This is a genomic window from Streptomyces sp. DSM 116793, assembly GCF_057320905.1.
On record NZ_CM170494.1, the window covers coordinates 1,705,578 to 1,727,560 of the forward strand.

A 21,983-nucleotide genomic window follows, 5' to 3' on the forward strand; every position below is an offset into this window, starting at 1 on the left:
TGACGTTCCGGAACGTCCGCGGGCTGTTGGCCGCGGCGCCGTGATCGCCCTGCGGGCTCGTCCTCGGACGCCGGACGGTTCGTCCGTCGCGTTTCGCGCTCGTCCTCAGGCGCCGGACCGGCTTGGTTCCGTCACCGGACAGGCCCGATTGATCGGCGCCCGGCTGGCGGCGTGACGGAAAAGCGACCTCCGCATATGTGGCACCGAGCGTCAAATCGGTTGCGGTAACCGGTCCTTGGTCTCTTCTTGGGGTTCCCGTTCCCCAGACGTGAACTGTTCATGGCGAGAGTGATCTCTTACGTGTGCGTCCTCCGTCACACGAAACGAACCGCATCCCAGGGGGTTCCATGAGATCCAACCGCGCCGCAGTGCGCACCGGTGTCAGCCTGGCGGCGACGCTCCCGCTGCTCACCGGGGCCCTGGTGCTCGGCATACCCGCGGCCCACGCGGACCAGAACCCGGGCGCCCGCGAGACGCTCAAGGGCGCCAAGCCGCTCTGGGCGACCGACAAGACCGACCAGGGCGCCACGGCCGACGCCGACAAGGTGCAGGCCCGGGTCTACCTGGCCGGGCGTGACGCGGCCGGTCTCGCCGCGTACGCGCGTGCCGTGTCCGACCCGCACTCGGCGTCGTACGGCAAGTTCCTCACACCCAAGCAGGCGCAGGAGCGCTTCGGGGCCACCGCGGAGCAGGTCGGCGCCGTGAAGTCCTGGCTGAAGGGCGCCGGGCTCACCGTCACCGCCACCACCCGGCACTACATCGAGGTGTCCGGTGACGTGGCCGCCGCCGAGAAGGCGTTCGGCACCCAGCTGCACAACTACCGCAAGGACGGGCGGACCTACCGCGCCCCGCAGCGGACCCCCACGACCCCCGTGGCCCTGAAGGGCGCCGTCCTCACCGTCACCGGCCTGGACACCGCCCCGCACAAGGCGGACCACAAGGACGAGCTGCCGCCGCCGAGCGCGGTCTTCCGCAACGCGGGGCCGTTCTCCACCTATTACGGCTCCGATCCGGCCACCACCCTCCCCGAGGCGTACGGCACCACGGCCCCGTACGCCCCCAAGGGGTACACCGGCAAGCAGCTGCGCGCCGCCTACGGTGCGGGCAAGCGGACCGGCAAGGGCGTGACGGTGGCCATCACCGACGCCTACGCCTCGCCGACCATCGAGCAGGACGCCGCCCGGTACGCCAAGCGGAACGGTGACGCGCCCTACAAGGGCGGCCAGCTCACCCAGGTGCTGCCCGGTGAGTACACCGACACCGCTCCCGCGCCCGAGGGGTGCGACGCGGCCGGCTGGTACGGCGAGGAGTCGCTGGACGTGGAGGCGGTGCACGCGGTCGCGCCCGCCTCGAACATCGTCTACGTCGGCGCCGCGTCCTGCAACGACGACGACCTGCTCGACTCGCTCAGCAAGGTCGTCGACAGCCACCTCGCGGACATCGTCTCCAACTCGTGGGGCGACATCGAGGAGAACCAGACCCCGGACGTCGCCGCGGCCTACGACCAGGTCTTCCAGCTCGGCGCGATCGAGGGCATCGGCTTCTACTTCTCCTCCGGCGACAACGGCGACGAGGTCGCCCACACCGGGACGAAGCAGGTCGACGTGCCGGCCAGCTCCGCCTGGGTGACGTCGGTGGGCGGCACGGCGCTCGCCGTCGGCCGGAACGACACCTACAAGTGGGAGACCGGCTGGGGCACCGGCAAGGCCGCGCTGTCCGACGACGGCAAGAGCTGGAAGGGCGTCCCCGGCACGTTCAACGGCGGCGCCGGCGGCGGCACCAGCAGGAACGTGGCGCAGCCGTTCTACCAGAAGGGCGTCGTCCCCGACTCGCTGGCCAAGGCGAACGGCATCCTGCCGATGCGCACGGTGCCGGACATCTCGGCGATCGCGGACCCCAACACCGGGTTCCTGGTCGGCCAGACCCAGACGTTCCCCGACGGGTCCCAGCAGTACAGCGAGTACCGCATCGGCGGCACCTCGCTGGCCGCACCGACCGTCGCGGGGATCCAGGCGCTGGCCCAGCAGGCGCACGGCGGCCGGCCGCTCGGGTTCGCCAACCCGGCGATCTACGACCGCTACGGCTCGAAGCTGTACCACGACGTCACGGACCACCCGGTGGACGGCGCGCAGGGCCTCGCCGTGGTCCGGGTGGACTACGCGAACAGCTACGACGACTCCGACGGCCTGCTCACCTCGCTGCGCACCCTCGGCAAGGACACCTCGCTGTCCGCGGTGAACGGCTATGACGACGTCACCGGCGTCGGCTCGCCCGCCCCCGGCTACGTCGAGTCGTACGGCACCGGGCCGGAGCACGGTCACGGCCACTGAGGTGCCCGTGCACGGCGGGTGACGGCGCCACGGCGACGTCGTCCGTTCCGCTCCTGCCCGCGCCCGCCCCCGGCCCGTCCACACGGGTCCGGGGGCGGGCGCCCGCGTGGGCCCAAGGACGCCCCTGGCCGGGGCAGGGCGTGGGCCGCACCACACCGGCCCCCCATCGCGTCGCTCTGACGATTACACTGGCGGGGTGCCTCAACTTCGCCTCGCCCTGAATCAGATCGACTCGACCGTCGGCGATCTCACCCGGAACGCCGAGGCGGTCCTCCGCTGGACCCGGCACTCCGCCGAGCAGGGGGCCCACCTCGTGGCGTTCCCGGAGCTGGCGCTGACCGGCTATCCCGTCGAGGACCTGGCCCTGCGCTCGTCCTTCGTCGAGGCGTCCCGCGACGCGCTGCACTCCCTCGCCGGGCGGCTGGTGGACGAGGGCCTCGGGGAGCTGCCGGTGGTCGTCGGCTACCTGGACCGCTGCGAGTCCGCCCAGCCGAAGTACGGGCAGCCGGCGGGTGCCCCGCAGAACTCCGCGGCCGTGCTGCACCGCGGCCGGGTGGTGCTGTCCTTCGCCAAGCACCACCTGCCGAACTACGGCGTCTTCGACGAGTTCCGCTACTTCGTGCCCGGTGACACCCTGCCCGTCGTGCGGGTGCACGGCATCGACGTCGCGCTCGCGATCTGCGAGGACCTCTGGCAGGACGGCGGCCGGGTGCCGGCCACCCGGAGCGCCGGGGCCGGCCTGCTGCTCTCCATCAACGCCTCGCCGTACGAGCAGAAGAAGGACGACACCCGCCTGGAGCTGGTCCGCAAGCGGGCGCAGGAGGCCGGCTGCACCACCGCGTACCTGGCCATGATCGGCGGGCAGGACGAGCTGGTCTTCGACGGCGACTCGATCGTGGTCGACCGGGACGGCTCGGTGATCGCCCGTGCTCCGCAGTTCGCGGAGGGCTGTGTGGTGCTCGACCTGGACCTGCCGGCCGCGGCGCCCGAGCCGCCGTCGGGCGTCGTCGACGACGGCCTGCGTATCGACCACGTCACGCTCTCGTCCGACCCTCTCCCGCCGTACCCGGCCGAGCTGGCCGGCGGGTACGCCGAGCGGCTCGACGACGACGAGGAGGTGTACTCGGCGCTGGTGGTGGGGCTGCGCGCGTATGTCGCGAAGAACGGCTTCCGGTCCGTGCTGATCGGGCTCTCCGGCGGCATCGACTCGGCACTCACCGCCGCCATCGCCTGTGACGCGCTCGGTGCGGAGCACGTCTACGGCGTGTCGATGCCGTCGAAGTACTCCTCGGAGCACTCCCGCGCGGACGCGGCGGAGCTGGCGCGGCGGACCGGGCTCAATTTCCGCACGGTTCCGATCGAGCCGATGTTCGACGCGTATATGTCGTCGGTGGAGCTGTCCGGGCTGGCCGAGGAGAACCTCCAGGCCCGGCTGCGCGGCACGCTCCTGATGGCGATCTCCAACCAGGAGGGCCAGATCGTGCTGGCCCCCGGCAACAAGTCCGAGCTGGCCGTCGGGTACTCGACGCTGTACGGCGACGCGGTCGGGGCGTACGGGCCGATCAAGGACGTCTACAAGACCGCGGTGTTCCGGCTGGCCGAGTGGCGCAACCGCGCGGCGCGGGAGCGGGGGCAGACACCGCCGATCCCGGAGAACTCGATCAGCAAGCCGCCCAGCGCGGAGCTGCGGCCCGGGCAGGTCGACACGGACTCGCTGCCGGACTACCCCGTGCTGGACGCGATCCTCGACCTCTACGTGGACCACGACCGGGGCGCGGACGTGATCGTGGCGGCCGGGTTCGACCCCGAGCTGGTGGAGCGGACGCTGCGGATGGTGGACCGGGCCGAGTACAAGCGGCGGCAGTACCCGCCCGGCACGAAGATCTCCGCGAAGGGCTTCGGCAAGGACCGACGGCTTCCGATCACCAGCCACTGGCACGAGTCCGCCTGACGGCGGGTGAGCCGAAAAGGGGCCGCGGCCCCACCGGGCCCCTGACAGGGCGCGAAGCGCCCGATCAGGGGCGCGGGGCTGTGTCGATATGTGGCTCTGCCACGCGGGCACGACCAGCCCCCACCGGCCGGTGGGCAGGCGAAGAGACCGCAACGGGCTCGGCCCGGTGGCCCGCCGCAGGCGCGTCTCGGTTGCTCGCGCAGTTCCCCGCGCCCCTGTCGAGGCGCGGAGCGCCCATACAAAGGGGCGCGGGGCTGTGTCGATATGTGGCTCTGCCACGCGGGCGCGACCAGCCCCTACCCGCCGGTGGACAAGCGGGCCACCGCAAGGGGCTGGGCCCGGTGGCCCGCCGCAGGCGAGGGGGCGGGTCAGTAGCGGACGTCGCTCCGGAGCAGCGGCGGATAGACCGTGGACGTCTCGCCGTCCACCGTCGCCCCGGCGAACTGGAGCATCGCCCGCTGGGCGCCGTGCATGGGGGCGGGATAACCGAGCACGGGCGCCGACACCTCGTCGAGGCGCCGAAGGTGCTCCGGGCCGAGGGTCACCTCCAGCGCCGCGAGGTTGTCCTCCAGGTGCCCGACGCGCCGCGCGCCGAGAACGGGCACCACGGTGCCGGGCCGCGAGCGCAGCCAGGCCAGGGCCACCGCCGCCGACGTGGTGCCCACCTCCTCGGCGACCGCGGCGACGGCGTCGATCACCGCGAACTCCGCCTCCGACGGGCCGCCGACGAATGCCGTCCGTGCCGAGTCGGTGACCTCCGCGCCGCGCCGGTACTTGCCGGACAGGAAGCCGTTCTTCAGCGGGCTCCACGGCACCAGCGCCATGCCCTGGTCGAGCGCGAGCGGCGCAAGCTCGCCCTCGACGGTGCGGGCGAGCAGCGAGTACTCGACCTGGAGCGCGACCAGCGGCGTCCACCCCTTCAGCAGCGCCGTCGTCTGGGCCTGCGCGGTGAACCACGCGGGCGTGTTGGAGAACCCCACATAGCGGATCTTGCCCGCCGTGACCAGGTCGTCGAGGGTGCGCAGCGTCTCCTCCACGGGCGTGTGCCGGTCCCAGTTGTGCAGCCAGTACACATCGAGGTGGTCGGTCCCAAGGCGGCGCAGGCTCTCGTGGAGCTGGGCGATGATCGACGAACGGCCCGCGCCGCCGCCGTTGGGGTCGCCGGGGAAGAGGTTGAAGAAGAACTTCGACGCCAGCACCACGCGGTCCCGCAGTCCGGGCCGCGCGGCGAAGAAGTCGCCGAGGATCTTCTCGGAGTGGCCGTTGGTGTAGAAGTTCGCGGTGTCGACGAAGTTCCCGCCGCGGTCCAGGTAGGCCGCCAGGATCCGCTCCGACTCCGCCACGCTGCACCCGGCGCCCCCGGGGTCCTCCCCGAAGGTCATCGCACCGAGCGCGAACGGGCTGACCCGCAGCCCCGACCTGCCCAGCGTGACGTAGTGATCGAGTGGCATGGGCCCACCCTCCGTATGTCCTGTGTCGGAATCCGTCCCCACCATGCAAACGCGAACCGCCTGGTCAGAGGTAGGCCGATCGGCGCGGGCTCTTGCACGATCCTGCCGGGCCCGCCCGGATCGGACTTGCCGGGGCCGGCGGCGGGTGCTTCCGTGGGGTGCGTGCAGACCACCGACCGGCTCCTCGACGAGCTCCGCGTGCTGATCGCGGAGCATGCGCGCCCCGACCTGACGACGTCCGTCGACGGCCTGCTGCTGTCGAAGGTGGAGACGTCGGAGCCGGACCACTCGCTGACCGATCCGCTGCTGGTCGTCATGGCCCAGGGCGCCAAGCGCCTGCTGCTCGGGGACCGGGTGTACGGGTACCGGGCGGGGCAGTGCCTCGTGGTCACCGCGGGACTGCCGGTCAGCGGCCACTTCCTCGGCGCCTCCCCCGAGGCCCCGGCCCTGGGCCTGGGTCTCGTGCTGCGCCCGGCCGCCATCGCCCCGCTGCTGCTGGAGGCGACCCCCGACCAGGCCGCCGGCCCCGCCCGGCCACCCCGGCCGGGGCCCGCCCTGCCCGCGATCGCCACCGGCCCCGCCGAGGGCGCCCTGCTCGACGCCGTGACGCGGATGGCCCGGCTGCTCGACCACCCCGCCGACGCCCGCGTACTGGCCCCGCTCATCGAGCGCGAGATCCTCTGGCGGCTGCTCACCGGACCGCACGGCGGCATGATCCGCCAGATCGGACTGGCCGACAGCAATCTGACCCACGTCAGCCGGGCCATCCGGTGGATCCGCGAGAACTACGCCGAACCGGTGCGCATCGACGACCTCGCCGCGCTGGCCGCGATGAGCACCTCCGCGTTCCACCGGCACTTCCGGGCCGTGACCACCCTGAGCCCGCTCCAGTTCGTCAAGCGCATCCGCCTGCAGGAGGCCCGCTCGCTGCTGGTCGCCGGCGCGGGCGACGTGGCCGGCGTCGGGCACCTCGTCGGCTACGACAACCCCTCGCAGTTCACCCGCGAGTACCGCCGCCTCTTCGGCGCTCCGCCCGGCCGGGACGCCGCCCGCCTGCGGGCCACCACGAGCCCGGGCCGCCGCCCGCTGCCCTGAGCAAGGAATCCGGAGTGAATTTTTGCGGATGTTCCGGCGCGCCGCATTGCCCTGCGGGGTGACCCGCAACACAGCGTTCGAACAAAAGAAATGAATCCTTAAGACGGCGCAGCGGCACTTGCCCGGTGGCCGACTCTAGCGCCTCCTTGGCGAGAATCAATCTGTTCAGTATCGCAATGCGCTGGCTATGTTGAGCGATCATCGGAATAAACGGAGGTTCCGTTTCCATGGATGTATCCGTCGCCATTGTTGGCGGGGGCCCGCGCGGTCTCAGCGTTCTTGAGAGAATGTGCAGCTTATCGCTGGACGAGAGCCACAGTTTATCCGTACACATCATCGACCCGCACGAGCCCGGCTCGGGCACGCACTATCCGGATCAGCCCTCCTATCTTCTGATGAACACCGTCGCCGGGCAGGTGACGATGTTCCGCACCGGCGACTCCGCCGCCACCGGAAGGCCGGTACCCGGCCCCAGCCTGGCCGAGTGGGCCGGCGCCCCGGACGACGCCTATCTCTCGCGCGGCGCCCTCGGCCGCTACCTCTCCTACTGCTACCGGCGGCTCCGCCGGATGGCGCCCGGCGGGTTAAGGATCCACGAGCACCGGGCGACCGCGGAGACGCTGCGGGCGCTGCGGGACGGTTCCTGGGCCCTGCACCTGTCCGACGGCTCCGTCCTCGCCGTGGACTTCACCTTCCTGACCACGGGGCACGGGAAGAACCACCCGACGTCGCGGGACGTGGCGGTGCAGGCGTCGATCGCCGAGCACCGCCGGGCCAACCCCCTGCTGCGCTATCTGCGGAACTGCTATCCGCTCCAGCAGCTCGACACCATCGAGCCAGGTGCCCGCGTCGCGGTGCGCGGCATGGGGCTGTCGGCCGTCGACACGGTCGCGGGCCTCACGGTGGGCCGTGGCGGCCGCTTCGCCGAGGCGGCGGGCGGGGACCTGCTCTACCACCCCAGCGGGCACGAGCCGCAGATCCACGTGTACTCACGCAGTTGCCGGATCTTCTGGCCGCGGGCGGTGAACCAGAAGTCGGCAACAGACGTACATCGACCACTGTTCCTGACCATGAACAAAGTGCGTGGAATGCGTGACGCACAGGGCCGGCTGGATTTCAGGAAACATGTGCTGCCGCTGCTGCTCGCCGATATGCGGCACGCCGGAGAGGCGGTGGCACCCGGCTCGGACCCGGACCGGATAGACGCCATTTTCAAATTCCCACTCGAAAACAGGGTCAGAACGCTTGAGGAGTACCAGGCGAACATCGTCGCCTTTTTGGCGATGGATGAGAAACGCGCGGCGGAGGGCAACCTGAAAAACCCTGCGAAAGCCGCCACGGACGCCACGCGCGATCTGCGGGACCAACTCCGGTGCGCCATTGAGTACCGCGGGCTGACGCCGGATTCGCACGAACACTTCCTCCGGGTCCACGCGCCGATTCTCAACGCGGTGGCCGCGGGGCCGCCGCTCTCCCGTTCGCGCGAGTGGCGGGCGCTGTTCAACAGCGGGATCCTGCACCTGGGCGCCGGGCCCGGAGCCGGTGTGCGGCTCGACGAGGAGACCGCGGAGTTCGTCATCGGCGGCGGTGCCCAGTCCTCCCCGCCCACCCGCTGCGACGTCCTCGTGGGGGCAAGTGTCGACCCGTTCCTGCCCCGCCGCGACACCTCCGCGCTGACCAGGAGCCTCCTGTCGGCGGGACACGCCCGCCCCTTCATGAACGGCTCGTTCCACCCCGGCGGCTTCGACATCGACACCGCGGGGCGCCTCATCGACGTGGGCGGCTCGGTCGTGCCCAGCATCTGCGCTCTCGGCCACATCACCGAGGGTCCGCGCTACTACACCAACATGCTGCCGGCGCCCGGGCTCGACTCCCGGGTCACGGCGGACGCCGCCGCGGCCGTGCACGCCATGGTCGAGCACCTGTTTGACGACCATTCCCTCCGCCGCATTCCCGCAGCAGCCACCCATGGAGTCGCGTCATGACGACCGCGCCGCACCGCACCCGGTGGATCGAGCCCTTCACGCTCAAGGGCGACCACGTGGCACTGGTTCCGCTCGATCCCGACCACGAGGCCGACCTCGTCGAGGCCGTCGAGGACGGCCGGGTGTGGGACACCTGGTACGCCGCGGTTCCCTCCCCCGACGGCATGCGCGAGGAGATCACCTGGCGCCTCGGACTCGCCGCGGAGGGGATCATGGTGCCGTTCACCGTGCTGGACGCCACCGGCCGCATCGCGGGGATGACGAGCTACATGAACGTCGACGCCCCCAACCGCCGGCTGGAGATCGGGCACACCTGGTACCGCGGGAGCGTCCAGCGCACCGCGCTCAACACCGAGGCCAAACTGCTGCTGCTCACCCACGCGTTCGAGCAGCTCGACTGCATCGCCGTGGGCTTCCGCACCAACTACTTCAACATGCCGAGCAGGCGGGCGATCGAACGTCTCGGGGCCAAGTTCGAAGGCGTCTGGCGCAACCACGTCATCCTCCCGGACGGCACCCTGCGGGACACGTGCTACTACAGCGTCATCAACAGTGAGTGGCCCGGGGTGCGCCGGCAGCTGACCTGGCTGCTCGATCGTGCCGCGGCGGAGCCGGCCTAGTGTCGGACGCGCCCGCCGCCGGCACGATGGCGTGGCGGACCAGGACGGCGATCTTCCTGCTCGGCCTCTGTGCGCTGCTGAACATCTACTCCACCCAGCCGTTCCTCCCGGACCTCGCCCACGACCTCGGCGTCTCCGTGGACGCGAGTACGTGGACGGTCAGCGCGACGACGACCGGGGTTGCGGTGATGGCCCCGTTCGCCGGATCGGTTTCGGACCGCCTGGGCCGCAAGGCCGTGATGCTGGTGGCGATCGGAGCGACCATGGCGGCCACGCTCGCCTGCGCGGCCGCTTGGGACTTCCCCTCACTGCTGGTGTTCCGGTTCGCCCAGGGCCTGCTGATTCCGTTTGTGTTCGCGGTCGCCGTCGCCCATGTCGCGGAGGAGTACACGGGCCCGGCGGGGCAGGCGGCCAACGCCCTCTATGTGTCCGGTACGGCGTTCGGCGGCTTCTGCGGCAGGTTCTTGTCCGGCGCGGCCGCCGCGGAGTTCGGCTGGCGGTTCTCGTTCGTCGTGCTGGCGGCCGTGCTGCTGGTGACGCTGGTGGTGGCCGCGGCGTGGCTGCCCCGGGAACGGCGCTTCCAGCGCTCGCGTTCGTTCCTGGCCGGCCTCCGGGGCGTCAGCCGGCACCTCCGCAACCGGCGGCTGATGGCCACCTGCTTCATCGGGGCGTCGATCCTCTTCCAGCAGGTGGCGTCCTTCACCTACGCGGGGCTCCACCTGGAGGCACCGCCTTTCGGACTGACCTCGCTGCAGATCGGGGCGGTGTTCGCGGTCTTCCTGGTCGCCGTGGTCGTCACGCCGGTCACCGGGCGGGTGATCAACCGCCTCGGCAGGCGCAGGACGTTCGTCCTGGTCAGCCTGGTCTCCCTGGCCGGACTCGGCATCACCATCCTGCCCGCGGTCCCGGCCGTGATCGCCGGCCTCGCCGCTTCGTCGACCGGGGTGTTCTCCGCCCAGGCGTGCGCGATCGGCCACGCCGCCGAGACGGGCGAGCCCGCCCGGTCGAGCGCGGTCGGCCTCTACCTGACCTGCTACTACGCCGGAGGCAGCATCGGCGCCACCGCTCCGGCCCCCCTGTACGCCGCCGGGGGGTGGACCGCCTGCGCCGGCCTGCTGTGCGCGGTCGTGGTGGCCGGCCTGTGCACGGCGCTCGCCGCCTGGTCGGGGCGCCCCGAGCGCACCCGTCCGCATCACCTGAACGAAGGAGCCCGCACATGACCGACCTGGACAGCAGAGACACCTTCTACTGGCTGTGCCAGCTGGACAAGGCGTCGACGATCATGACCGTGGAGGAGGGTATCGCGCCCCGGGACGTCGGCGCGCGGACGGCCTCGGCGATCGCCGAGGTCCTCGCCGATGCCGAGGCGCCCGGCGCCGCGCGACCGACCGACTACCTCCAGGTCGAACCGCTGCTGCGCCGCCTCGTCGGGCCGGACAGCTCCCGCGTCCACGCCGGCCGGAGCCGCCAGGACATGCTGGCCACCGTGCACCGGCTGCTGGTACGCGACCGCTTCGTCCTCGTCCACCGGCGCGTGTGCGAGCTGCGCGCCGACCTGCTCACCCTCGCCGAGCGGTACGGATCGGCGATCGTGCCGGCCTACACGAACGGGGTGCAGGCCCAGCCGGTCACCTTCGGTCACCTGCTCCTCGGGTACGAGGCAACCTTCCAGCGCGCGACCGCCCGGCTGGCCGGGACATACCCCCGTCTCAACAGCTGCCCCCTCGGTGCGGCGGCCCTGGCGACGTCGAGTTTCCCGGTCAACCGGGTGCGCCTGGCCGAACTGCTCGGCTTCGACGACGTCGTCCAGAACTCGTTCGACGCGGCCCAGCTCTCCCCCGTCGACATCGGGTTCGAGGTGGCCGCGGGCGCGATGGCCCTGGCGCTGTCGGCCGGCACCTTCGTCCAGGACGTGCACGCGCAGTATCACCACGCCCGGCCGTGGCTGATCCTCCAGGACGCGGCACTGCTCGCCCCCAGCACGCTGATGCCGCAGAAGCGCAACCCGGTCGCGCTGAACCGCACCCGGCTGCTCGCCAGCGAGGTGCTGGGCGACGGGATGTCGGCGGCGCTCGCCGCGCACAATGTCGCCTCGGGCCTGACCGACTACAAGCGGGGCGAGGCATACCGGACACTCGACCGGACCCTCGCGCTGCTGGACGAGTTGCAGGGCGTCGTGGCCGGGCTCCGGCTCGACGAGGAGGCCGCGCTCGCAGAGGTGCGGTCGGACTACTCGACCACGTCGGAGCTGGCGAACATCCTCCAGCGGGAGGCGGACGTGCCCTTCCACGTCGGCCACCGGTTCGCCTCCGCGCTGGTCACCCACGGACGCGCCGCCGGCCTGACGGCGGACCGGATCGACTTCGCCGAGGCCCGGCGGCTGTACCGCGAGACCACGGCGGAGTACACGGTCGGCTCCGACGAGCTCCCCCTCACCGAGGCGGAGTTCAGGGCTGCGCTGGACCCGACCGTCATGGTCGGCTCCTACCGCGGACTGGGTGGCCCGCAACCGGCCGAGTTCCAGCGCATGCTGTCCGCGGCCCAGGACGCGCTGCGGGCCGACACGCAGTGGATCGACGCCGTGGCGGCACGCCTGGACACGGCTGAGGCCAAGCGGGAGGAGGTCTTCTCCGCCCTGGCCGGCTGAGGCGCCCGGCCGGCGACGCACCGCCCCCGTCCGGCCGTGCCCGTGGTGGGCACGGCCGGGCCGGGCGCCGTTTCGCGACCCCGGTCCGCGAACGGGCCCGGTACGCGGAGTGCCCGCGAAGGGGAGCGCCCGCGAGTGGCGCGGGGCCGAACGGGCGTGGCGCCCGAACGGCAGCAGCCCGCCGACGGGGGAAGATCGACGGGCTGCCGTGGTGCCGCAGTGGCTCTCCGGGGCTGGGCCCCGACCTCGGCGCGGGGGCCGCCGTCCGGGCACGGCAGCGCTCGGCGCGGGTCTGCTCCTCAGTGCACGGCGTGCTCCTCCGCGGGGAACGACCCGCCCACCACATCTTCGGCGAACTGCTGCACCGCATTCGACATGACGCGCCGCAGATCCGCGTACTGCTTCACGAACCGCGGCATCTTCCCGGGCGTCAGACCGAGCATGTCGGTCCACACGAGGACCTGGGCGTCGCACTCGGCCCCGGCCCCGATCCCGACCGTGGGAATGTGCAGCACGCGCGTCACCTCGGCCGCCAGCTCGGCCGGCACCAGCTCGAGCACCACGGCGAACGCGCCCGCGTCCTGCACCGCCTTGGCGTCGCGGAGCAGTTGCTGCGCCGCCTCCTCGCCGCGGCCCTGTACGCGGTAGCCCATCGTGTTGACGGACTGCGGTGTGAGGCCGATGTGCGCCATGACCGGGATGCCGGACTCGACCAGCAGCTCGATCTGGCGGTGCGAGCGCTCGCCGCCCTCCAGCTTCACGGCGCCCACGCCGGCGTCCTTCACCAGCCGCATGGCGCTGCGCAGCGCCTGTGCGGGCCCCTCCTGGTACGTGCCGAAGGGCAGGTCGCCGACGATCAGGGCGCGGCTGGTGCCGCGCACCACGGCCGCCGAGAGCATCGTCATCTCGTCGAGGGTGACGGGCACGGTCGTCTCGTACCCGAGGTGGCAGTTGCCCATCGAGTCGCCGACGAGCATGACCGGGATGCCGGCCTCGTCGAAGACGGACGCGGTCATCGCGTCGTAGGCGGTGAGCATCGGCCACTTCTCGCCGCGCTCCTTGGCGGCGGTGATGTCGCGCACGGTGATGCGGCGTGTGCCCTTGCCTCCGTACAGCGCCTTGCTGCTGTCGGACGTCCGCCCCTGACCCGGGCCGGACTTCTGGGCAGCCGGAATCTGCGTCATCGCAACGGCTCCTTCTGTCATCTCGAAGCGCCCTCACGGCGTCTCCGGACCACCCCCATGGTGGCACTCGTGCCGACCGCGGGCCACCCCCCGGCCGGCTCCCGCGGCGGGACCCGTGTCACATCCGCCACGCCGCCGCACGCCCCCTGATCCCCGGCGGCACGACGGGCCCGGCAGGTGTCCGCGCGGTGCCGGTCGCCCCCTGCCGGGGAGAGGCGCCGGCGGCCCCTGATGTACGCGTACTGTCACAGCGACAGCCGTCCGTGCCCCGCCCGGGAACCCGGCCCCGGGCCGGCTCGTCCTGATGCTCGTACGGATGTTCCGCCCGCCGCCCCGTCCGGCGCGTCCCGCCGGCGGGACGCGCCGGACGGGGCGGCGGCGCGACAGGGTACGCACGGCGAAGGCGGCCGCGATCATCGCCTAGGGTCAGGGGGCGGGACGGTGTGCACGGCAGGCAGTGAGGCAAGGGAATGGCGCAGGCGTACGTGACGGAGACGAGCAGCGACACGGCAGACGGACACCAGGCATCCCGCATCCGGCGGCTGGCCGGCGGCTGGCGGCGCGGCGGCCGGGCCGGCATGTGGCGCCGCGGCCTGGTCATCGCGGCGCTGGCGGTGGTCCTCGCGCTGCTGATGCTGCTGCACGCGCACATCCCCAACACCGTCGGCAACATGGGCAGCCTCTCGGAGACGTTCCTGCCGTGGTTCGGCCTCTTCGTGCCGCTGCTGCTCGTCGCCGCCCTGGTCCGCAAGTCGGTGAGCGCGCTGGTCGCGCTGGTGCTGCCGGTGGCGGTGTGGTTCAACCTGTTCGGCGGCCTCATCGCCGACCGGACCGGCACCGGCGGGGACCTGACGGTGGCCACGCACAACGTCAACGCGGACAACCCCGACCCGTCCGGCACCGCCCACGACGTGGCCGCCTCCGGGGCGGACGTGGTGGCCCTGGAGGAGCTGACGACGGCGGCGGTCCCGGTGTACGAGAAGGCGCTCGCCGGCACGTACCCGTACCACGTCGTGCAGGGCACCGTCGCGCTGTGGAGCAAGTACCCGCTGAGCGGCACCGAGCCGGTGGACATCAAGCTGGGCTGGACGCGGGCCCTGCGCACCTCCGTCAGCTCCCCCGCCGGCCGGGTCGCCGTCTACGTCGCCCACCTGCCGTCGGTACGGGTCAAGCTGAACTCCGGCTTCACGGCCAGCCAGCGGGACGAGAGCGCGGACGCGCTCGGCGAGGCGATCGCGCGTGAGCCGCTGGACCGGGTCGTGCTGCTCGGGGACCTCAACGGGACCATGAACGACCGGGCGCTCAACGGCGTGACCGCGCAGATGCGGTCCACGCAGGGCGCGGCCGGGGACGGCTTCGGCTTCAGCTGGCCGGCGTCGTTCCCGATGGCACGGATCGACCAGATCATGGTCAAGGGCGTCACCCCGGTCCGCTCCTGGACCCTCCCCCGCACCCCCAGCGACCACCTCCCCGTCGCGGCGACCCTCAAGCTCTGACATTCCACTGGGTCCACCGGACGTGCCGAGCCCCTTGCGGTCGTTCCCCGGCCACCGGCCGGTGGGGGCTGGTCGCGCGGTTCCCCGCGCCCCATCGGAGCTGGGCGCGAAGCGCACAGAGGGGCGCGGGGAACTGCGCGACCAGCCGCGACGAGCCCCGCAGCGAACCACCGGCGCCGAGCAACCCAGGGGGGCGGGGGCGCAGGCCCCGGAGCCCTGTAGGCGGGATGTCGGCCCGGGAACCCACCTGTCGGCGCGATGTAGGCACTCTGTCGGCGCCCCCTGACACCGTGGCCCCATGAAACGCAACAACGGAACTCCCGGCGGCCGCAACGCCGCCGTCATCACCGTGCGGGGGCTGGTCAAGCACTACGGCGAGACCAGGGCACTGGACGGCGTCGACCTGGAGGTCGCCGAGGGCACCGTCCTCGGCGTGCTCGGCCCGAACGGCGCCGGCAAGACGACTCTCGTCCGCTGCCTGTCCACCCTGATCGTGCCGGACGCCGGCACCGCCGCCGTCGCCGGCTACGACGTCGTCCGCCAGCCCCGGCAGCTCCGCCGGGTGATCGGACTGACCGGCCAGTACGCCTCCGTCGACGAGAAGCTCTCCGGCCGCGAGAACCTCTATATGATCGGCCGCCTGCTGGACCTGTCCCGCACCGAGGCCCGCCGCCGCGCGGAAGAGCTGCTGGAGCGGTTCTCCCTCACCGACGCCGCCAAGCGCGCCGCGCACACCTACTCGGGCGGTATGCGCCGCCGTCTCGACCTGGCCGCCTCCATGATCGGCCGGCCCGCGGTGCTCTACCTGGACGAGCCCACCACCGGCCTCGACCCGCGCACCCGCAACGAGGTCTGGGCCGAGGTCAAGCGGATGGTCGGCACCGGCGTCACCGTGCTGCTCACCACCCAGTACATGGAGGAGGCCGAGCAGCTCGCCGGCGAGCTCACCGTGATCGACCGCGGCAAGGTCATCGCCGGCGGCCGGATCGACGAGCTCAAGGCCAAGGTGGGCGGCCGCACCCTGCGGATCAGGCCCGCCGACCCGCTCCAGCTGCGTTCCGTCGCCGCCGAGCTGGACGACTTCGGCCTGACCGGGCCGGGCCGGGCCACCGTGGACACCGAGACGGGCACCGTGCTCGTGCCGATCCTCAGCGACGACCAGCTCACCGCCGTCGTCGGCTCGCTCTCCGAACGGGGCGTCGCCCTGTCCGCCATCAACACCGAACTGCCCAGCCTGGACGAGGTGTTCCTCTCGCTCACCGGGCACAAGGCCGGCGCGGCCCAGGATGCCGCGCCCACTCGTCAGGAGGTCGCCGTATGACTGCCGCAGTGCTCGACTCCCCCGGCGCGGCCGACGGCCGGATCGGGCTCCGCGCCCACCTGCGCCACACCGGCGCCCTGGTCCGCCGCAACCTGCTCTGGATCCGGCAGGACCCCGAGTCGATGTTCGACGCGGTGCTGATGCCGATCGTCTTCACGCTGCTCTTCGTCTTCGTCTTCGGCGGCGCCATCGCCGGCAAGGGCAACCAGGACGAGTACGTCAAGTACGTGGTGCCGGGCCTGATGGCCATGATGGGCATGAACATCGCCATGGGCGTGGGGACCGGCTTCAACCAGGACTTCCAGACCGGTGTGATGGACCGCTTCCGGTCGCTGCCGATAGCCCGCTCCTCGGTGCTGATCGCCAAGATCGTGGTGGAGATCGGCCGGATGCTGGTGGCCACGGCGATCCTGCTCGCCGTCGGGTTCGTCCTGGGCCTGTCGGTGTCGAACGTGCCGGGCCTGTTCGCCGCGATCGGCCTCGCCCTGGTCTTCGGCTCCTCCATCATGTGGATCTTCCTCACCATGGGCGTGACGATGAAGAACGCCCAGGCCATCCAGGGAATGGGGTTCCTCGTCCTGATGCCTCTGCAGTTCGGATCCTCGATCTTCGCACCGACGTCGTCCATGCCGGGCTGGCTCCAGGCGTTCACCGACTACAACCCGCTGTCGTCGCTGGCCGACGCCGCCCGGGGCCTGATGAACGGCGGCGTGCCCGTCGCCCACGACGTGCTGGTCACGCTGGTCTGGTCGGTGGTCATCACGGCCGTCGCGGCACCGATCGCCATCCACAAGTTCCGCACCAAGAGCTGAGCCGGCCGTGCCCCGCACGCCCCGCGGCCCGGGTGGACACCCCGGCACAAGGCGCACTGCACACGGCACACGGCACACGGCACACGGCACACGGCACACGGCACAGACAGAAGTACAGAGCACAGGGCACAGGACACCAGGCACACGCCGCCACCTCGCCGGAACCGGCGAGGTCACAGCAGGGCGACGGCCTCTTCGAGGGAGAGGCCGCCGCCCTCGGCGTACGCCGCCGCGTACGCCTCGTCGCCGAGCACGGCGCGGGCCGCCGACTCGACCCGGGCCGTGAGATCCCGCTCCAGCGCGGACGGCAGGTGGCCGTCCGGCAGCTGCCGGACGGCGGCGCCCAGCAGGCGCGCGGCGTCCCGGATCCGCGCCCCGCCGTCGAGGGCGGCGAGCGCGACGGCGCCGTTGGTCAGGAAGACCGCCGGCATCTGCGGGGCCACCATCCGGGACAGCGGGTCGAGACAGCGGTCCATGGAGTCCCGGGTGATGCGCAGGCCTTCCGCGTACTTCCCGTCCGCCATCTCCAACCAGGCCTGGATGCCCGCCATGAACCCGTCGAAGACCACGAACCCGGTCCTGCCGAAGCCTTCGCGGAGCAGCCGCATCTGCTCGCGCGCCTCCGGGATCCGGCCCGTGCGGCCCAGCAGCATGGCGACGAAGAGCCGCGCGGCCGGCAGGGCCTCGTGGCCGGTGTGGTGGCCGGCGTCGAGCACCTCGCGCAGCAGTTCCTCGCCGCGCTCCAGGTCGCCCAGCTCGACCAGCGCGCCCGCGATCCGCACGGTGAGCACCGCGCACTGCGAGCGGGCTCCCAGCTTCTCCGTGTGGGCCTTCGCGGCCCGGTAGTCCTCGATGGCGCCGGCGAAGTCGCCCCGGCGCTCCCTGGCCTCCGCGCGCGCGGAGAGCGCCTCCGCGGTACCCCAGGAGTCGCCCAGCGAGGTGAAGACGGCCATCGACTCGTCCGCGTCCCGGGCGGCGTCACCGGCCAGGTCGCCGCGGTTGGCCAGCAGGTTGGCCCGCATCTGGAGGGCCATGGCCAGCTCCCACTCGTAGCCCAGCGCGCGGCAGGTGCGGATCATCTCCTCCAGCACCCGGTGCAGTCTCGCCACGTCGCCGGTGAGGATCACCGCGAAGAACCACAGGCTGCCGGGCGGGCGGCAGACCTGCGGGAGGCCCGGGCGGTACACCTCGCCGATGGCGCGCAGCCTCGCCTGCGCCTGAGGCGTCTGCCAGAGGTCCATCTCCATGTCCATACAGGCCAGAAGGACCAGGTGCGCCTCGCGCCGGGCCTCCTGGAGGACCTCCTCGGACATCGGCGGCGGGGCGTCGGTGCACCGCTCGGCGAGCGGCGGGGCGGGGGTGAGCGGCTCCGCGAACGGGTCGGGCCCCATGCCGGTCACCGCCCGGGACCAGGTGCGGGCCTCGTGCCGCAGGTCCTGTATCTGCCAGTACCAGCACAGCGACAGCACCAGGCAGAGCGCCTCCTGCTCCTCCCCCGCGGCGACGGCGCAGCGCAGGGCGGTGCGGAGGTTCTCGTGGTCGGCGGTGAGCGTCCGTATCGCCGCCAGCTGCCGCGGGCCGCGCAGCAGCGGGTCGGTGGTGCGGGCCAGCTCGCGGAAGTGCACGAGGTGGGCGCGCTCGGCGGCGGCCCGGTCGCCCGCCTCGTCCAGCCGCTCGGCGGCGTACTCGGCGACGGTCTCCAGCAGCCGGTAGCGCATACCGCCGTCCTCGGCGGGCGCCGCGACGACCAGGGACTTGTCGACGAGTGAGCCCAGCGCCTGGAGGGCGTCCGGGCCGCAGACCGCCTCCGCGGCGGCGAGGTCGCAGCCGCCGGCGAAGACGGCGAGCCGGCGCAGTACGGCGCGCTCCGGGCCGTTCAGCAGCCCCCACGACCAGTCGACCACCGCCCGCAGGGTCTGCTGGCGGGGCAGCACGGTGCGGGCACCGCTGGTGAGCAGCTTGAAGCGGTCGTCGAGCCGGTCCGCTATCTGCCGGGGGGTGAGCAGCCTCAGCCGGGCGGCGGCCAGCTCGATCGCCAGCGGCAGGCCGTCCAGGCGGCGGCAGATCTCCGCGACCGCCTCCGGGTCGTCCGTCACCCGGAAGCCGGGCCGCGCCGCCGCGCCCCGCTCGGCCAGCAGCCGGACGGCCACCGGCTCGGGAAGCGGCTCCACCGGGTACAGCGACTCCCCCGGCACGCCCAGCGGCTCACGGCTGGTGGCCAGCACCGTCAGCCCCGGGCAGCGCTCCAGCAGCCGCTCGACCAGCCGGGCCGCGGCGTCCACCACGTGCTCGCAGTTGTCCAGGATCAGCAGCATGCGCCGTGGGGCGCAGTGCTCGGCCAGCCGGACGAACGGGTCGTCGCCGTGCCGTTCCGAGGCGACCCGCAGTTCCTCGGCGCCGGCGCCGCGCAGCACGGTCTCCCGGGCGCCGAGCGCGGTGACCACCGCCTCGGGCACCGCGGCCGGGTCGGCGGGGTGGTCGATGGGTGCCAGCTCGGCCAGCCAGACACCGTCGGGCAGCGTCCCGGCCAGGCCCTCGGCGGCCTCCTGCGACAGCCGGGTCTTGCCGGCCCCGCCGGGCCCGAGCAGGGTGACGAGCCGGGAGTGGCCCAGCTCGGCGCGGATCGCCTCGATGTCCTTCTCGCGGCCCACGAAGGAGGTCAGGCGGGCCCGGAGGTTGCCGGGCGGGGCCGCGGGCGCCCGGCCGGATGGAGCGGGGGCGGTAGGTGCCTGGACGGGCGGGGCGGAGGCCGGGGCGGCGGGTGACTCGCCGTTCCGGGGCGGCCGGACGGAGGCGGGTTTCGGCGCGGCCGGTCCCGGGGTGGCGGCCGGGAAGCCGGCGGCCGCGGAGGGCGGGGCCCCGGCGACCCGGGCCCCGGCGGCCGGCGGTGCGGCCCCCGGCACCGGAGCGGCGGGGGTGCGCGGGGTGTGCAGGGTGTGCGGGGGGTACAGGGTGTGCGGGGCGCGGTCCGGCACGGGCCCTCCCGGGAGGTCCGCCGGCCGGAGCAGCTCGGCGTGCAGGTGCCGGAGCGCGGGGCCGGGGTCGGCGCCCAGCCGGGTGGCCAGGGCGCGTCGCACGTCCTCGTAGGCGGCCAGCGCCTCGGCGGGGCGGCCCGCGTCGCGCAGCGCGCGCAGCCGCAGCGCATGGAGCGGCTCGTCGATCGGGTGCGCGTCGCAGAGGGCGGTCAGCTCGGGCAGGATCTCCTCGGCCCGGCCGAGGGCGAGGGCCGCGGTCAGCAGGGTCCTGCGGGCGTCGTGGCGGCGGGCCTCCCAGCGTGCCGCCTCGGACGCGCCGTCCGGCAGGTCGGCCAGCGCGGGCCCCTGCCAGAGCGCGAGGGCGTCGTCGAGCACCGCCGCGGCCTTCCGGGCGTCGCCGTCGGCCAGCGCCCGGGTGCCTTCGGCGGCCAGCCGTTCGAAGCGGTACGCGTCGACGTCGTCGGCGCTCGCGCAGAGCCGGTAGGCACCGTCCGCGGAGGCCACCCGCGAAGCGCCGATGGCCTTGCGCAGCCGCCCCACCAGGGCCTGGAGCGCCCCGGTGGCGTCGGCGGGTGGTCTGTCGCCCGCCCACACCTCGTCCACCAGCACGGACGCGGGCACCGCGCGTCCCGGCCGGAGCGCGAGCACCGTGAGCAGGGCACGCAGGCGCGCCCCGCCGACCGGGACGGCCGTGCCGTCGGCCCGCAGAGCCTGGGTGGTGCCGAGAATGCGGTAGCGCACGGACCCATTGTCACCGGTCCGTGCTGTGGCGTTCGTCACTGTCCTCCCCCTGTCCGGGGCGACGCGCCGCCGGGCCACACGCCCCCGACCCGCACCGTCCCCGCCTTCCCCGCTTCCGGAAGGCCTCCGCGGGCCTGGGCCGATGTGCCCGGTCCCCCGGGGTCCTCGGTCTCCCCGGCACCCGTCTCCGCCCGGGCCACCGCCCGGAACCGTAGCCTCCCCGGGCCACCGCCCGGAACCGGCACCCCCGTGCCGCGGCCACCGCCACGGCCCTGATCCGTCGCCACCGCGGGGAACGGCCGCCGCGCTCCGGAACCGTCGCCCTGCCGCGGAACGTTCCCGGTACGGCGGGCGCGCGTTCCGCCGGAGCAGCCCGTACCGGTAGCTTCGGACATCCGTCCTGCCACCGTCCCGTCCCCAGGAGTCCCGCCTCATGACGACCGCCACCACCCGCCGCCCGGGCGAGCGGAGGATCAGCCCCGTCTTCCTCGCGATCGTGGCCGTCATGGCGGTCGCGGGCTGGGCCGCCTGGACGGGCACCGGCAGCGGCAACGCCACGGGCCTGGCCGTCTTCGTCTTCGTGACCGCGGCCTGGGTCGTCTCCCTGTGCCTGCACGAGTACGCGCACGCCCGCACGGCCCTGCACAGCGGCGACATCTCGATCGGCGCGAAGGGCTACCTCACGCTCAACCCCATGAAGTACACCCACGCGGTGCTCAGCATCGTCCTGCCCGTGCTCTTCGTGATCATGGGAGGGATCGGGCTGCCCGGCGGTGCGGTGTTCATCGAGCGGGGCCGGATCCGGGGCCGCTGGCGGCACAGCCTGATCTCGGCCGCGGGCCCGCTGACGAACGTCCTGTTCGCGATCGTCTGCACCGCCCCCTTCTGGCTCGGCGCCCTGGACGGCGTCCCGGCCGCCTTCCGGTACGCCCTCGGCTTCCTCGCCCTGCTCCAGGTGACGGCCGCCATCCTGAACTTCCTCCCGGTGCCCGGCCTGGACGGCTACGGAGTGCTGGAGCCCTGGCTGTCGCACGGGGTGCGCCGCCAGGTGGAGCCGTTCGCGCCGTTCGGCATGCTCGCCGTCTTCGCCGTGCTGTGGATCCCGTCGGTGAACACCGTCTTCTTCGACGCCATCGACGCGGTGCTCGGGGCGCTCGGCGTGCACGAGTGGGACACCTACTGGGGCCAGCAGCTCTACCGGTTCTGGGACGGCAACGCGCTCGTCCCGCCGCTGAACGGCTAGCGGGCCGGTCGCCCCTCCTCGGGCGCGCCCCGCCCGGACAGGACCTCTTGCCGCAGCTACTAGACCGGCGTGGCCGTGGCCGTCTCTCCCCCCACACACAGCAGAGCCCCACACCCATCTTGCGTTCTAGTG

At 72.9% G+C, this 21,983-nt stretch carries 14 protein-coding genes; 11 read left to right on the forward strand and 3 right to left on the reverse strand.

Features of this window, described 5'->3' with window-relative positions; translation table 11 throughout:
- Nucleotides 1-347 precede the first annotated feature (347 nt).
- Entirely contained in the window at nucleotides 348-2,330 is a 1,983-nt protein-coding gene (locus ACSMXW_RS07130) for a S53 family peptidase (RefSeq protein ID WP_485804626.1), read from the forward strand.
- Between the two features lie 196 nt (nucleotides 2,331-2,526).
- The gene (locus ACSMXW_RS07135; protein ID WP_485804627.1) at nucleotides 2,527-4,281 is read left to right on the forward strand and encodes an NAD+ synthase; all 1,755 of its coding nucleotides are present in this window, start codon (nucleotides 2,527-2,529) and stop codon (nucleotides 4,279-4,281) included.
- Nucleotides 4,282-4,649: 368 nt separating this feature from the next.
- Here ACSMXW_RS07135 and ACSMXW_RS07140 read toward each other — a convergent pair whose 3' ends face one another.
- Nucleotides 4,650-5,732, reverse strand: a complete 1,083-nt coding sequence (locus ACSMXW_RS07140) for an aldo/keto reductase (RefSeq protein WP_485804628.1) — start codon at nucleotides 5,730-5,732, stop codon at nucleotides 4,650-4,652.
- A 162-nt stretch (nucleotides 5,733-5,894) separates the two neighbouring features.
- Between ACSMXW_RS07140 and ACSMXW_RS07145 the strand changes: the two genes are divergently transcribed.
- From ACSMXW_RS07145 to ACSMXW_RS07165, 5 genes are all read left to right on the forward strand, one after another.
- The gene (locus tag ACSMXW_RS07145) at nucleotides 5,895-6,827 is read left to right on the forward strand and encodes an AraC family transcriptional regulator (protein ID WP_485804629.1); all 933 of its coding nucleotides are present in this window, start codon (nucleotides 5,895-5,897) and stop codon (nucleotides 6,825-6,827) included.
- Nucleotides 6,828-7,054: 227 nt separating this feature from the next.
- Entirely contained in the window at nucleotides 7,055-8,812 is a 1,758-nt protein-coding gene (locus ACSMXW_RS07150; protein ID WP_485804630.1) for an FAD/NAD(P)-binding protein, read from the forward strand.
- Nucleotides 8,809-9,432, forward strand: a complete 624-nt coding sequence (locus ACSMXW_RS07155) for a GNAT family N-acetyltransferase (RefSeq protein WP_485804631.1) — start codon at nucleotides 8,809-8,811, stop codon at nucleotides 9,430-9,432. The genes ACSMXW_RS07150 and ACSMXW_RS07155 overlap by 4 nt, the downstream gene beginning before the upstream one ends.
- Nucleotides 9,432-10,652: an MFS transporter gene (locus tag ACSMXW_RS07160; RefSeq protein WP_485804632.1), complete on the forward strand. Its 1,221-nt coding sequence runs from the start codon at nucleotides 9,432-9,434 to the stop codon at nucleotides 10,650-10,652. The genes ACSMXW_RS07155 and ACSMXW_RS07160 overlap by 1 nt, the downstream gene beginning before the upstream one ends.
- A complete protein-coding gene (locus tag ACSMXW_RS07165) occupies nucleotides 10,649-12,079 on the forward strand; it encodes a lyase family protein (RefSeq protein ID WP_485804633.1) in 1,431 nt (476 codons plus the stop codon). The genes ACSMXW_RS07160 and ACSMXW_RS07165 overlap by 4 nt, the downstream gene beginning before the upstream one ends.
- A gap of 299 nt (nucleotides 12,080-12,378) precedes the next feature.
- On the opposite strand, the gene panB is transcribed toward ACSMXW_RS07165, so the two are convergent.
- Nucleotides 12,379-13,263 (reverse strand): 3-methyl-2-oxobutanoate hydroxymethyltransferase, encoded by an 885-nt coding sequence (panB, locus tag ACSMXW_RS07170; RefSeq protein WP_485804634.1) that lies wholly within the window; start codon nucleotides 13,261-13,263, stop codon nucleotides 12,379-12,381.
- A gap of 578 nt (nucleotides 13,264-13,841) precedes the next feature.
- Here panB and ACSMXW_RS07175 point away from each other — a divergent pair.
- From ACSMXW_RS07175 to ACSMXW_RS07185, 3 genes are all read left to right on the forward strand, one after another.
- Nucleotides 13,842-14,759: an endonuclease/exonuclease/phosphatase family protein gene (locus ACSMXW_RS07175; RefSeq protein ID WP_485807867.1), complete on the forward strand. Its 918-nt coding sequence runs from the start codon at nucleotides 13,842-13,844 to the stop codon at nucleotides 14,757-14,759.
- 298 nt (nucleotides 14,760-15,057) lie between these two features.
- A complete protein-coding gene (locus tag ACSMXW_RS07180; RefSeq protein WP_485804635.1) occupies nucleotides 15,058-16,080 on the forward strand; it encodes an ATP-binding cassette domain-containing protein in 1,023 nt (340 codons plus the stop codon).
- Nucleotides 16,077-16,892: an ABC transporter permease gene (locus ACSMXW_RS07185; RefSeq protein ID WP_485804636.1), complete on the forward strand. Its 816-nt coding sequence runs from the start codon at nucleotides 16,077-16,079 to the stop codon at nucleotides 16,890-16,892. The genes ACSMXW_RS07180 and ACSMXW_RS07185 overlap by 4 nt, the downstream gene beginning before the upstream one ends.
- A 173-nt stretch (nucleotides 16,893-17,065) precedes the next feature.
- On the opposite strand, the gene ACSMXW_RS07190 is transcribed toward ACSMXW_RS07185, so the two are convergent.
- The gene (locus ACSMXW_RS07190; RefSeq protein ID WP_485804637.1) at nucleotides 17,066-20,608 is read right to left on the reverse strand and encodes an AfsR/SARP family transcriptional regulator; all 3,543 of its coding nucleotides are present in this window, start codon (nucleotides 20,606-20,608) and stop codon (nucleotides 17,066-17,068) included.
- A gap of 433 nt (nucleotides 20,609-21,041) precedes the next feature.
- Here ACSMXW_RS07190 and ACSMXW_RS07195 point away from each other — a divergent pair, with 433 nt between their 5' ends.
- Nucleotides 21,042-21,851: a site-2 protease family protein gene (locus ACSMXW_RS07195; protein WP_485804638.1), complete on the forward strand. Its 810-nt coding sequence runs from the start codon at nucleotides 21,042-21,044 to the stop codon at nucleotides 21,849-21,851.
- Nucleotides 21,852-21,983: the final 132 nt, after the last annotated feature.

Excerpts from the sequence above, each read along its gene's own strand:
- ACSMXW_RS07130 (WP_485804626.1), top strand. The coding sequence starts at position 348 with ATGAGATCCAACCGCGCCGCAGTGCGCACCGGTGTCAGCCTGGCGGCG.
- ACSMXW_RS07140 (WP_485804628.1), bottom strand. The coding sequence starts at position 5,732 with ATGCCACTCGATCACTACGTCACGCTGGGCAGGTCGGGGCTGCGGGTC.
- ACSMXW_RS07150 (WP_485804630.1), top strand. The coding sequence starts at position 7,055 with ATGGATGTATCCGTCGCCATTGTTGGCGGGGGCCCGCGCGGTCTCAGC.
- ACSMXW_RS07155 (WP_485804631.1), top strand. The coding sequence starts at position 8,809 with ATGACGACCGCGCCGCACCGCACCCGGTGGATCGAGCCCTTCACGCTC.
- ACSMXW_RS07165 (WP_485804633.1), top strand. The coding sequence starts at position 10,649 with ATGACCGACCTGGACAGCAGAGACACCTTCTACTGGCTGTGCCAGCTG.
- panB (WP_485804634.1), bottom strand. The coding sequence starts at position 13,263 with ATGACGCAGATTCCGGCTGCCCAGAAGTCCGGCCCGGGTCAGGGGCGG.
- ACSMXW_RS07175 (WP_485807867.1), top strand. The coding sequence starts at position 13,842 with ATGTGGCGCCGCGGCCTGGTCATCGCGGCGCTGGCGGTGGTCCTCGCG.
- ACSMXW_RS07180 (WP_485804635.1), top strand. The coding sequence starts at position 15,058 with ATGAAACGCAACAACGGAACTCCCGGCGGCCGCAACGCCGCCGTCATC.
- ACSMXW_RS07185 (WP_485804636.1), top strand. The coding sequence starts at position 16,077 with ATGACTGCCGCAGTGCTCGACTCCCCCGGCGCGGCCGACGGCCGGATC.
- ACSMXW_RS07195 (WP_485804638.1), top strand. The coding sequence starts at position 21,042 with ATGACGACCGCCACCACCCGCCGCCCGGGCGAGCGGAGGATCAGCCCC.